The following is a 12,412-nucleotide window of genomic DNA, read 5'->3' as shown; positions in this document are numbered from 1 at the left end:
TCAGCAAATTCATCCGGCTGCCGGATGCGGCACATCCCAGGGCATGGGATGTGCCAGCGGCGGGTGGTACTCGGGCAATGACTTCTGCACGGGCTTGGTCATGCGGTTGAGCGAGATGCCCAGAAACACCCAGAAAAGGGAGAAGCCGCTGAAGATGTTTCCCACGTAGAGGAACACCATGCATCCCAGCAGCACAGCTCTGCCGGTGAAGAGGAAGGCATCTTTTCCGCCGTGCTTGATGCGGCTTGAAAGCTCGGTCCAGATTTGCAGCATCGCAGCAAAGAACGCCAGCCCGCCGATCCATCCGAACTGGCTGAAGATCTCGATGTATCCGCTATCACACCAGCCTTCCTTGGCCCCATTGTTCATGCGGGAACCTCCGATGCCAGAACTGCCGAGGCCGAGGCCGAGTGGATGCTGGATGATCCATGGAATGCCGTCAGTCAAAATCGCCAGACGCCCCTGGTAAGAGCCGTCACTTTGGATGTCTTTGATGGAATCGTAACGCTTGGTGATGCGTTCTGAGCCCGGCATGTATTGCAGGCCCACGCTGCCGCCGATGCCGAGTACTGCTGAGAGAAGAAGCACCCGGCCAATGCCCTTGCCTTTGGAGAGTGCGGGCTGGAGAATCGTAACCAGCGCGATGATGAGAAACATGGTGCGTGTGAGCGTCAGAACCACCACGGAGAGAAGCAGGATGACCGTGAGCCAGCCGCCCAGAATTCGCCATCGGGGATTTAGAATCATGGGGATGGCCGCCCAGGCCAGAAAGCTGGCACAGGGGCCGCGCTCATGCAGAGTGGAAAAGACGGTCATCTCCGTGGGCTTGAGCTGGCCGAGATAACCGACAAATTTCACGGCGGTGACCCAAAAGGCATCCCACTCAGGTATGGTGTAATACTGGTACCAACCATAGAGTGCCACAACGAGCGCCGCGTAGCCGGAAGAGCGCATCCAGCGGTCTGAAATCCGAGGGGTCACAGGTGCGGTTGCCGCATACAGAAATGCGCCCACTCCAGCGAGCCACTCTCCCAGGGCATAGAAGGCGCCAAGCCCCTGGTTAAGAACGCCGATGGCGAGACCATGGGCCAGCGCCACGATAATGAGCATTGCAAGGTTGCGCGTGCGGGTTGTCAGCGTGTTGAAGTGTGAGAATGCGGGGACGAGCAAGGCGGCGCTTACCACCAGCGGTGTCAGGCTGATGGGAGAGAGAGGGTTGAAAGCGCCATTGATGTAAAAATCCACCAGCCGCCGGATTCCCCGATTGAGAGCGACAACGAAAAAGACGTAATCCAGAAGGTAGGTGGATCGAACCAGTGCCATGTAGATGGCAGGTGCGACGATGACGAGAGAGATGAGCCACTCCATACAGGTTCCCGATTCGGGCGGGGATGGTTTGGTGATGATGAAAAGAGGCATGCAGCGTTTCCGCCGCCATGCTCTCTATGCAGCCGCAGGCACTGCTGGCAGAAGGGACCGGAGGGCCGATGCCGTGCGGAGGGCGTAAGATGCGGTGCTGAAGTCCTCAGAGCGCAGGCGTGCTCTGGACGCCATCTGTGCTGCGGCTGCAGGATCCTGCAGCATGCGGAGGATGGCGGAGGCGAGGGCGTCAGGCTCATTCCAAGGCACCAGCAGGCCATCTTCGCCATCCGTGATGATTTCTTCCGGGCCACCCGGGCTGGTGGCGATGACGGCTTTTCCCAGGGCCATGGCTTCCACCACCACGATGCCGAAGGGTTCACGTTGCGATGCATGCACCACCACATCCATGGCGCTCATCCACTCCGGCACGTTGGTCTGCCTGCCCACCATGCTCACCACCTTGGTCAGGCCAAGCTCAGCACGGAGTTTTTCCAGAGACTCAAGATAGCCTGGCTCCTGATCGTGGACGCCACCGACAATGACACCCTGCACCGCTGGCATGGTTTTGACCACCTGCGCCATGGCGCGCAGGTACACATGCATGCCCTTCCAATGCTGAAGGCGGCCAACAATGCCGACCAGAGGCTTGTCAGGCGCAAAGCCAAGCTTCTTTTTAAGCTCCGCCGGAGATGCGGATGCGCTGGCATGTGAAACATCCGCAGCAAGGGCAACTCCTTTGACCGGGTGGCGCACCTTGGCCCCTTGCTCTCTGGCAACAAATTCTGAGCAGCCAAGCGCACCTGCTGCGGGGACCAGACGTGCCAGGCAGTCCACCACGCCACCATCTGGCAGGCCCATCTGAAAATACATCGGGGCTGCAGCGGTGCCACGGGCGGCCAGACCGCTGTAGATGTGCGCTTTCGTCATCCAGCCGAGCACGATGCTGGGTTTCCAGGCCTGGATGACTTCGCGGATCGCACGCACGGTGCTGAAGACCGCGCGCACTGAGCGCAGCCGTCCTGCGTGTATCACCTCCGCCTCGAGGCCAAAATCGCGGGCAAGCGCGACCATTTCGCCAGATTCGAGAAACACCAGTTTCAGTTCCAGTCCTGCAGCAGTGCGTTGCTGAATAAGGTGCAGGAGGGCGGCCTCAGCGCCGCCATGGCACGAGGCCGAAGGCATCACTATGAGCGTTTTCATCGTTGGATTTAACATTGGGGTGGCAGCAGGCGGTGAGATGACCAGTGAGCTTTTCAGCGATGGTGTCCCACGCGAACTGGCCGTGATAGAATTGGGAGGCACGCCGGCTGATGTCTTTGGCACTCACCAGGCCGGGCAGAAGTTTGGCGGTCATCGCCGCGAAGCTGGCCCCGTCCTCGCAGGCCAGTGCCAGAAGGCCTTCATGATCGGCATTGATCAGGATGCGATCACTCCAGGGTTTGGCGGTGGTTATCACTGGGACGCCGTGCTGCAGTCCAGCCATGACCGAGCCTCGCCGGGTCGAAACGCCATCGGAGAATGGAGCGAGAAGCACATCCATGGCACGGAGGTGCATGCCTACTTGGTTTGCAGGCAGCTCACCAAAGCTGCGCACCTGGAGGTTGGGCATCGCCTGGACGATTTTCGCGGCGTCCGGACCCACATGTGCCACGATGACCTGCCGACCCGTCTTGCCGACCTCTTGAGCTGCGGCCGCGATCCAGTCGAGCTGCCGGCTGATATGCGCTGAGCCGAAGATGCCAAGCACGAGTGATTTCTCCGGCAGGTCCAGCTTCTGGCGTGCCACGGCGTGCGGCGTCTCATCCAGCGGAATATTGGAGCCGACAGGAAGATGATGGCAGGGGAGTCGCGGATGAGCGCGCGAGACCTGTGGCTGCCAGCGTGTGGTGGAGACAAAGGCCAGGTCCGAGAGGCGGCACACCTGGCGGAAAAGGCGCGACTGCCAGAGGTGCATCACCGCGAATTTCCACGGCCAGGCCGGGACCATCGTCTCATGAAACATCGTGGCCACCCGAAGGTGCGGGTGCTGGCTGCGTATTCTGCGCAGCGTTTGCGGCACCCATGGGCACCAGCCGCGCTTGCCAAAGCCAAAGGGGTTGTACTGGAGCAGCAGCCACTGCGCTGCAGCGGCAGGAGACAGCCAGCTTCCAATGGCATCATGCAGCTGCTCAAACGAAGAAGGCTCGGCGGGATTGAAAAACGGTGTTATCTTGACTTTGTCGTCGGACTCAAATTGTCCGACGCGCCGAGTGAAAACTTCCACATTGGAACGGGTTGCAAGGCTATGAGCCAGCCAATAGGTGTGATCACCAATGCCATCAAGATCTGGAGGGTAGGCTGAACTGACGAGGGCAATATTCATGACTTTTAGACGGTTGCTGCGGCAGTGTCCTCCTGATTCAAGCAATCCAAAGGAGACTTAAAGATGGGCGAGCTGGTTCGTGCCTGTTCCTGCCGTGACCATGTCACGGGGGGATGTTTGGTCCACCACGTGACGCAGGATCTGTGTGAGACTGGCGGCTACTCGGCTGATATCAAAATGCAGTTCAGCCACGGCGCGTGATGCTGAAGTGTCCTGATCTGTCTTCGCAGCCATCTGGATCAGGGCTTTGGAAAAGCTCTCCGGCCGATCATCTTCCAGATGGATGTCTCGTTCGCACAGGTAGGCTGAATTTCCGTTGGTGTGGCCCACGATGCTGCGCAGCCCGCAGGCCTGAGCCTCGGCCACGGAGGAGCCGAAGTTTTCCTCATCGCTGGGCTGTGCGAGCACATCATGCTGATGGAGAAGTGCTGGGACTTCGGTGCGTGGCAGGGATTTGATCCAGCGCAGCCGGTCAGGAAAGGGGAAGGACTCGATCATTTTTTCGTAGCCCGGCACAAAGCCGATGCCACCTACAATGGTGGCCTTGACGCGCAGGCCCTGACGGATGGCCAGTTCCAGTCCCTGGAGAAAAAGGTCCAGCCGCTTGCGAGGTATGATGCGGCCCAGCCAGACCACACGCAGGTCGGTGCCGGGCTGCGTGGCTTCAGCGGGCTGACGGAACATGTTGAGATCGATCGGGTAAGGCAGCGCGGATGTTCGTTCTGGGCTCACGCCATAATGCTCATGGAGCATTTTTTGAGACTGCCTGCTGCCCACGATGATGTGGTCTGAGTGGCGGAGCGGTGGAAGGCCTGCGGGGGAGAGGCGCACCAGTGCCAGCACATACCAGGGAAGAGCACGCTTGAGCCCGGCGAGCCTGAGAATCTCTGAGAATCGTGAGATGATGGAGCGTGCATCCGTACCGGGTGGTCCCTGTGCAAAGCTGATCATTGGCAGATTTTTGACTCGTCCTGGTGCGTAGTCTCCCAGCCACAGGCAGAGATCATAGCGGCGCTGCTTGTGCTCACGGCTGATGTTTTGCAGCAGAAGGCGCGAGTAGGTGCCGCTGTCCACACGACAGGCCAGGAAGCCGATGATGGGAAGGTGCTGCACTCGTGCGCGGAAGCGGTCGGGGCCCACATTGTCTGTGGAGACGAAACGGAAGCCCTCATGCTCCCCCACGCAGGGGCGTGGGTCCACGAAAGAGGGTTTGGAAAAGAAGTCCACTTCATGCCCTGCATCCAGCAGCGCACGCAGCAGCAGCGCATTAGCGGAGGCAACGCTGCCTGCTTGTTCGGAGACATAACCTGTGGCGGCGATTTTCATGGGGGGCGGGAGGTGGTGTCCGGGGCTGTGCTTTCAGCGGAAGCGATGCCGGAGATTGAAGAAAGGCTTCTCCAAAAAGTGGTAGGAAATAAGGGCCGTGGTAAAAGCCGGAATGAGCCAGAATTGAAAGCTCATCCACCAGGGATCCGTGAGCCCATAGGTGGAGGGCTTGGCACAGAAGAGGTTTTGCCAGATGTAGATGGAGTAGGAAAGCACACCGAGCGCGGCTACAGGCCGCCAGTTGAGGCAGCGGTAGAGGCCCCAGGCTGGCAGCAGGATGCTCTGGAGGGCAAGGATGGCAAAGCCGGCCGACTGGACTGTGCGACCCAGGCAAAATGAAGAAGCCCATCCTGCGCGCCGCAATGCGGATGGAAGACCAGGATGGTCAGCGAGCCAGTAAACCAGCTGGGGCTCCAGCAGCATGAAGAAACCTGTGGAAAAGACCAGCAGCCTGCGGGTCGTGAGCCAGGCGCGCAGGCCGTAGGTGTCTGCTGCGAGCCAGATGGCGGCCATGCAGCCGATGGCCAGCGAGTCTGCATTGTTGAGGAATGACCATTCCTGAAACACACTGTGCCATACAGGGGAACTGGACAGTGGGTGAGACCAAAAGACCCTGCAGATGACTGCCACCACGATGGTGCCAGCCACCAGCAAAGGCATGATTTTGGCTCGGCTTGCCGGAGCCATGGCGGCGAAGACAAACGGCCAGATGAGATAAAACTGCTCCTCCACAGCCAGGGACCAAAAGTGATTGCTCACCTTGTTGCCGCCAGGAAAGAAGTCGCGCGTGAAAGTCAGGTTTGCGATCCAGGTGGTCAGATCGTGATCGCAGACGGTGTAGTACTGGAGGACTCCAGCCACGAGCAGGAAGGCCATGTAAACCGGAAGAATACGCAGTGCACGCCGCGCGTAAAACTTGCCCAGCTTTACCCTGGACGTCTTGCGTTCCTCACTGAGCATGAGCCATGTGATCAAGAAGCCGGAGATGACAAAGAAGAAACGCACTCCGAGATGGCCATCGGAAATCTTGTTCACCAAGCTGGCATGCTGCTGTGGAAATCCGCTGGCAAGAACCGTGTGTGCTCCTAGGACGAGGAGGATGCTGAGGGCGCGCCAGCCGTCCAATGAAGGCAGACGGTCAGGGATGGAAATGGCACTCACGGCACTGGCTTCTCCGGCTGGCTGGCTGCGCGTCATCTCCTGAACGGGTGGAGGGAATGCCAGCGGTTCTGTAGGAGTAACGATGTTCATGATGGAGTCGTCTTTTTTGAGAGGTGGCTTCTCAGCCTACTGAAAGCGCGGCGGTTCTGAGCAGCTGGTCAGCTTGAATCAGGCGGCTTGTTTCAGCCTTCGTGCCGGAGTCCCTGCCCAGACTTCGCCGGCTGGCACGGACTTCGTCACAACGGAGCCTGCGCCGATCACGGCACCGCGGCCCAGGCGGACACCTTTGAGCACCACGCACTGGGCACCCAGCCATACGTTCTCCTCCAGCACAATGGCGGCGCGATTCAGGGGCTGCTCGTTCATCGGGCGGTCCGGAGCCATGCCGTGGTCTCCATCAACAAAAGTGCAGCCGCTGGCAATAAGGCAGTCATCGCCGATGGTGATGCCGCCTGTAATGTTGAACTCAGTGTTACGACCTATGAAAACGCGGTTCCCGATCTGAATGGAGGGGCCTGGTGTCCAGAAGCCGTCATACTTGAAGTACACATCAGGCTCGATGATGCACCGCTGTCCGAGGGAAAGCTGATGAGGCCAGGGCACAAGCACACGGGGCAGCCAGGTGCCTGCGCCGACCTGCGCACCGCGAAGGCGGAGCAGGAGCACGCGTAGAAATTGCATGGGGCCGGGCAGGATATCCCAGCGTCTCCAGGCACGCTGGATGAGTTCAGCCACAGTCATGGGGTAGAGCAGGTGAGAGCACGAAAAATATCACAGTCCGTAACGAAAAGGCGTGTTGCCCAGGCTTCTTTGAAGCTCCCAAAACGGGCTGCGTCCGGCTCCTGCGTGCCGCAGCAGCCATCCAGGAAGCATTGCTAAAAACCAGGCAAACTCACCTGCAAAGACGAGTGCGGCTCGGGCATTGGCCCAACTGCACCGTGCACCGCGAAAGCGGGAGGCAATGACCAGAGCCACATGCTTGGTCAGCAGCAGGGGCAGAGCTGCCGGACTGGCTCCCAAGTCGAGTGCGGAGATGACGCGTGGTTCCCAGCGCAACGCCAGTTTGCGGGAGCATGGCAGTGGCCGCAGAGGATGCTTCACCGCAGCGGCTGCCACAAAGCTGCAGGCTTCGCCCAAGCCCTGGAGGCGCGAGGCGAACTCGATGTCTTCAAAAGCGGGGGTGTAGCGTTCATCAAACCCGTCCGTTTTATTGTAGAGCTCCCGGCGTATGGCGAAATTGCAGGAGGGAAAGCATGGCAGCAGCGCAAGGACTTCAGGAGCCTCCCAAAGCAGAGAAGTCTTTTGAGGGATGGCTTCTGTCAGGCCGTGGAAGATGCTGGTGTTTCCTGCTGCGGCAAATGCAGAGAGATAGGCGCTTAGGAAGCCAGGCTCGGGAATCACATCATCATCAATGAATATCAGCCATTCGCCTGAAGCCAGACGTGCGCCTGCATTACGGTTGGCTCCTGGGCCGCAACGAGGACCCGAGGCAATTTTAACTGCAGGAAAATCCTTTTTCAGCATCTCGCGAGTGCGTTCGTCACGACTGTCATCCGAGACGATGACCTCGCAGCTTTGCTGCTCCAGCTGCGAGGCCAGGGCACGAAGGCAGCGCGCCAGATCATCGGGGCGGTTGCACGTGGGGATGATGATAGATGCGATGGACATGGAGGAAACGGGGGCTGGCTGAAGGTGATGGAAGGCTGATCAAGGCGCGACCTTCACCATCCATTGTTTGATCGCAGCATCGAAATCAGCGCTTACGGCCTGCGGCATGCGGACGGCATCTGCTTCGCACAGCAGCTCGGTCAGGGGGGATGCATCTTCGCAAAAAGATCGTGGAGTCTGCGATGCCCAGGTCTGCTGGCCCAGCTCTGCGAGCAGATCGCTGTTTTTTCGGGCATATGGGATGGGCCGGATTGGCATCCCCGTCATGAGACCAAGCACCAGAGCGTGAAAACGGGTGGCAATGAAAGCTTCGCAGGAAGAGAGTGTCCCGAGGACAGACTTCAAGCCCAGGGTGTATTTCATGCAGCGCACGCCCATGGGGCGCAGCCACTGACTGGCAAAAGCGGCATCTTCCACAGCAAAAGGCAGGTGCACCACCTCGTATCCTTTGCTGAGATAATGGCGCACTGTTTTCTCGACGATTTGCAGATAGGCGGTGGTTTCCCTGCGGGCCTGATTGTGGAAGTGATGGCCTTCGTCGTAGGCGCAGCAAAAGCTGCTCCCGTTTTCTCTGAGGTAGAGAGGCAGGATATTTAAAGCGATGCGGCGCCTAGGCTGCCAGCCCGGGAAAGACTGCCGTACGCGTGTCTGGTGCAGCCATGCCAGGTCAGGGTGGCAGCCAAGGCGGTCATGCCAGGAGGGCCCCAGCACTTCTGCCGCAAGGGCGCGCTGCGCTTCGCTGCGGAAGGTCACCAGTGCAAACTGGTCCAGCACATCCCGGTGGCGATTCAAAACTTCGGGATCACTGAAATCGACGCCCATGCAGTAGGCTGATTTTCGGTGACCCTTGAAGTAGGTGTGCAGAAGCCGCAGTGAGTGGTCATTGAGCACATTACCCCCTCCCACAACGACATCGGCGTCTGGAAAGCGACGCCAGCGTGCGAGGCTGTGCAGCGTCAGCCGCACGGATTGGAGATTTTGTTCTCTGAAGTAACCAGACACGGCTGTGCCCAGAAGGTGATCGCCGAGATTGGCACCGTGGTATTCACCGATAATCGCAACTCTGGGGGCCGCCAGGTGGTGTGCACACCAGCGGGAATAATGAGATGCTCTTGTGAGTAAGGACATCAGGTCAAAAAATGGAGGAATACAGGTGAGCGCAGACGACAGGCCGAGGCTTAGTTTGAAAGGGCGCTCCATGAGGACAGATGCATGGAAACCATGTTCTGCGCGGTGTAATGAGACTGTTGATGACGCAGCCCTGCCTGGCCGATGCTCCTGCATAGGTCAGGGGCTGTCAGCAGCCGCAGGAGGCAGTGGGCCAGCTGCTTCGGCTGCTGGTCAGACCACAAACCTGTGACACCGTCTTCCACCAGTTCGCGACTGGCTGGAGCGGTGCCGCAGATGACGGCCTTGCCATAGGACCAGGCTTCGACGTAAACGATGCCGAAGGATTCGTGGGAGGAGGGCATGCAAAACATGTCGCATGCAGCGTAAGCGTCCGCTTTCTCCTGCTCGGAAGGACAGCCTAGGTCACGATAACTTGTGGCCGGAATGTTCGAAAGCCTTGCATGGTCTGCATCTCCAGGCCCGGCGATCAGGAGCACGGCATCCGGACATTTCTGCAAAACGAGCGGCCAGGCATCAAGAAGGGCTGGATAGCCCTTGCCGACATCCCTTCGGCCAAGGAACAGCACCGTGGGACGGTTGCCGATTTCAAGCCGGGAGCGCAGGGTGTGGGCGTTGCCGGCTGTCTGGCACATTGGTGGGAGGCCGCAGCGGAAGAGCTTGTTTGCGGGAACACCCAAGGATGCCAGATGTGACCTCTCGTAGTCTGACTGGCAGAAAACGGCATCAGCTTTTTGATAGAGCCGCACATCGAAGGCGGCATCGCCCCAATTTTTTGGATGAACAGCGGGCCAGACAGTGAAAGGCACGCCTGCCTTACGTGCCTGGCGCCAGAGAGGGTAGCCGATGATGTCCCAGCCAGTGCCCACAAAGTGCAGGACATCGGCTTCACAAGATGCCGGAGACCAGGAGCCCTGGTTGTTCATCATATTGCTCAGTGAATCTGCGATGCCCAGCAGCTTTGTTCGCGAAGCGAGCCTGCTTACCAGCCGAAACTGCCTGTCCCAAGCCGACTGCGACATCAGGTCCGAAACCGGCCATTTCAGCTGCCTCGTTTTCTCAGAATCGGAGGAGCCGGAGTGCTGTACACTGAGAAAGCAAGTGTTGACGTTCTGAAAGGTCTGAAGGCCTGCTGCGAGTTCACGCTGATAGGCTGCGAGGCCGCCGACCGAAGCCGGATGAACACGGGATGCGATCGCCACTTTCATAACGTTCATAGGGGGCTGGGAAAGGATCAGGCCGCCAGCGGAAGTGCCGCCCGGTGGCGCTGCATTTGTCCGAGATGCATGCGCAGCGGCTCCCAGTGGAACATGCAGTCGCCAGGACGAAGAAAGTGCTCCTGCAAAAGATCGTGACGGACAAAAAAGGCATCTGTGCCGGAGAGCTCGCAGCCGACGAGAGAGTAGCCGCCTTCTTCGGCCATCTGACTGATGGTGCCGAGAGTGGCACCAAAGTGGGTGGTGCCATCCCAGACGGCGCTGGCATCGTACGGGGCAGCCCAGTCAAGATCAGGCGGCAACATGCCATTATACTCAACGCTGAACACCCGGGGCTTGAGCGGCAGCAGGGCCTTGAAGACGTGATGGGTATTGTAGTCGATGTCGATGCTGAGCAGATCCAGCTTTTCGGCGAACCCACGGACTTCGAGCAGGGAGCGGCAGTTGTCGCGGTTGACGAACTCCCGGCAAACTTTCAGCCTGTTTTGTTTCAACAGTGACTGGACGCTGACCGGGAGGTTTTCGTCCGGATCAAGACCCGCATCCACCCACAAGCCGCTCCAGCCTTTTAGCAGAAGCAAGTTGGTGTTATTTTCCGAAGGCGCGGTGCCGATTTCGACAAAACGGCGCTCGCCCTCACCGATGCGACGGAAGATTTCTGCGATCATGCCGTCCTGGCCATACTGAGAGAATATCTTGCTGCGGCTGGGCGTTAGTGAACGCGGATCCTGATAGGTGCTCTTTTGCAGGAGCTGCGTCTCGAGCAGTTCGCAAAGCAGGCTGGCTGAGCGTGCAGTGGATGTTCCTGAAATATCGATGTTGGCTTTAATCTGGCCGATTTTGGCGAGCATTTGTTTCATGGAGCGTGTGGTGTTGGTTGAATTAGAGGCTGGCGCGACCACGCCAGCCATTGAAAAGCAGGAAACAATTGAGCAGCATGTTGCCGATGGAGCCGGCCCACATGAGCCCGATGGCACCATGGACCGTGGAGAGATCAAGCAAGCTGGCAGCAAGCGCCTGGCTGCCGAACACAAACACCGGCCTGACCCATGAATGGCGCACCCAGCCTTTGGACTGAATCGGAGTCTGAACGACGGTGACGAAAAAGGCGAACACCTGGAAGGCGAGGAAATTGACCAGTTCTCCCTCAAGCCCCGCGTACTCAGGGCCGAGGAGCATGAGCAAGTAAGTCTTGCTGAGCCAGCCGCAGAGCAAAATGAACGCGCCGAAGACGAGGGCCAGGCCGCTGCTTTGCACCCACATGCGGAAGAGCCGACGCCCGTCCTGCTCAGCGGACATGCGTGGCAGCAGAACGCCGGTGACGACGGCGATGGGCACCTGCAGGATGAGCGCCACCCTGCTGATGGCGCCGAGATCGGCCACTTTATCCAGGCTGCCGATGTATCCGATGATGAAGGAGGCGATCTGTGCTTCGAACAGGTAGGTCAGGCTGGTGGGGAGCCCCACAATGAAGTGTTTTCTCAGCCGCTGGGTGGTGGCCGGAACAGCCTCCTGACCATAGGCGACATGCGCACGTGATTTTGGAAGCATCCACCCAAACATGGTCGGCAGCGGAGACAGCACCGTGATGATCATGACGGTGACAGCATCTGCCAAACCCGCGAAAACAAACGCCGCCACAAGCACCAGCCGCAGCGTTGAATTCATGATGGACTCCCACTGGGGGATGTTATAACGGCGCGCCAGATTGAGGGGTGTGGCTATGATCTGGCCTGCGATGTTGACCATGACCGAAACGAGGGCCGCCAGCACGAGCAGGGAAGTCTGCAGCAGTGAGCATTGGCTGTGGAGAAGCAGATTCACGAAGACCGGCAGGCCTACGATCGCGCCGAAGAAGAGCAGTGCGGCACGGAAGCGCCCGGCAGAAGCCAGAATGCCACCGAGTTTGACGGGGTCATGTGCAGCCTCGCCCGCCAGGGGCATGAGGCCGGTGCTGATGCCCGTGATGGTGAACATGCTGAGCGCGCCAACCAGATTGTTGGCGAGCGAATACCAAGCGTAATCCGTCTTGGCCATGGAGCGTACCACGATGAAGGCGGCGGCCATCTGGAGCAGGCGGCCGAGCATGTTGAGTGATGCAAAGGAAAGCACCACACCGAGCGCGCGGCGCACGCCCGTTCGAAAGGGCGTGCGCAGCTGCTGAGCAGACACGTGGGCGGATGTGGGC

At 59.2% G+C, this 12,412-nt stretch carries 11 protein-coding genes; all 11 read right to left on the bottom strand.

What is annotated here, in order from left to right:
• Positions 1-9 precede the first annotated feature (9 nt).
• Positions 10-1,368, bottom strand: a complete 1,359-nt coding sequence (locus tag HNQ65_RS06330; protein WP_184338652.1) for an O-antigen ligase family protein — start codon at positions 1,366-1,368, stop codon at positions 10-12.
• 75 nt (positions 1,369-1,443) lie between these two features.
• The gene (locus HNQ65_RS06325; RefSeq protein WP_184338651.1) at positions 1,444-2,562 is read right to left on the bottom strand and encodes a glycosyltransferase; all 1,119 of its coding nucleotides are present in this window, start codon (positions 2,560-2,562) and stop codon (positions 1,444-1,446) included.
• Entirely contained in the window at positions 2,513-3,724 is a 1,212-nt protein-coding gene (locus HNQ65_RS06320; protein ID WP_184338650.1) for a glycosyltransferase family protein, read from the bottom strand. Before HNQ65_RS06320 ends, HNQ65_RS06325 begins: the two co-directional genes overlap by 50 nt.
• A 57-nt stretch (positions 3,725-3,781) precedes the next feature.
• Positions 3,782-5,050, bottom strand: coding sequence for a glycosyltransferase family 4 protein (locus tag HNQ65_RS06315; RefSeq protein ID WP_184338649.1), 1,269 nt, complete (start codon positions 5,048-5,050; stop codon positions 3,782-3,784).
• Between the two features lie 33 nt (positions 5,051-5,083).
• Positions 5,084-6,301 carry an acyltransferase family protein gene (locus tag HNQ65_RS06310; protein ID WP_184338648.1) on the bottom strand — a complete coding sequence of 406 codons (1,218 nt, stop codon included), beginning with the start codon at positions 6,299-6,301 and terminating at the stop codon, positions 5,084-5,086.
• A 78-nt stretch (positions 6,302-6,379) separates the two neighbouring features.
• A complete protein-coding gene (locus HNQ65_RS06305; RefSeq protein ID WP_221306055.1) occupies positions 6,380-6,952 on the bottom strand; it encodes an acyltransferase in 573 nt (190 codons plus the stop codon).
• Between the two features lie 30 nt (positions 6,953-6,982).
• A complete protein-coding gene (locus HNQ65_RS06300; RefSeq protein WP_184338647.1) occupies positions 6,983-7,879 on the bottom strand; it encodes a glycosyltransferase family 2 protein in 897 nt (298 codons plus the stop codon).
• A 39-nt stretch (positions 7,880-7,918) separates the two neighbouring features.
• Positions 7,919-9,079 carry a polysaccharide pyruvyl transferase family protein gene (locus HNQ65_RS06295; RefSeq protein ID WP_221306054.1) on the bottom strand — a complete coding sequence of 387 codons (1,161 nt, stop codon included), beginning with the start codon at positions 9,077-9,079 and terminating at the stop codon, positions 7,919-7,921.
• Positions 9,058-10,224, bottom strand: coding sequence for a glycosyltransferase family 4 protein (locus HNQ65_RS06290; protein ID WP_184338645.1), 1,167 nt, complete (start codon positions 10,222-10,224; stop codon positions 9,058-9,060). The genes HNQ65_RS06295 and HNQ65_RS06290 overlap by 22 nt, the downstream gene beginning before the upstream one ends.
• A 17-nt stretch (positions 10,225-10,241) precedes the next feature.
• Positions 10,242-11,135 carry a hypothetical protein gene (locus HNQ65_RS06285; protein ID WP_184338644.1) on the bottom strand — a complete coding sequence of 298 codons (894 nt, stop codon included), beginning with the start codon at positions 11,133-11,135 and terminating at the stop codon, positions 10,242-10,244.
• Positions 11,107-12,396, bottom strand: a complete 1,290-nt coding sequence (locus HNQ65_RS06280) for a lipopolysaccharide biosynthesis protein (protein ID WP_184338643.1) — start codon at positions 12,394-12,396, stop codon at positions 11,107-11,109. Before HNQ65_RS06280 ends, HNQ65_RS06285 begins: the two co-directional genes overlap by 29 nt.
• Between the last annotated feature and the right edge of the window lie 16 nt (positions 12,397-12,412).

The sequence above is a fragment of the Prosthecobacter vanneervenii genome, from assembly GCF_014203095.1.
In the GTDB taxonomy this organism is placed as follows: domain Bacteria; phylum Verrucomicrobiota; class Verrucomicrobiia; order Verrucomicrobiales; family Verrucomicrobiaceae; genus Prosthecobacter; species Prosthecobacter vanneervenii.
This window is presented reverse-complemented; position numbering and strand designations above follow the sequence as displayed.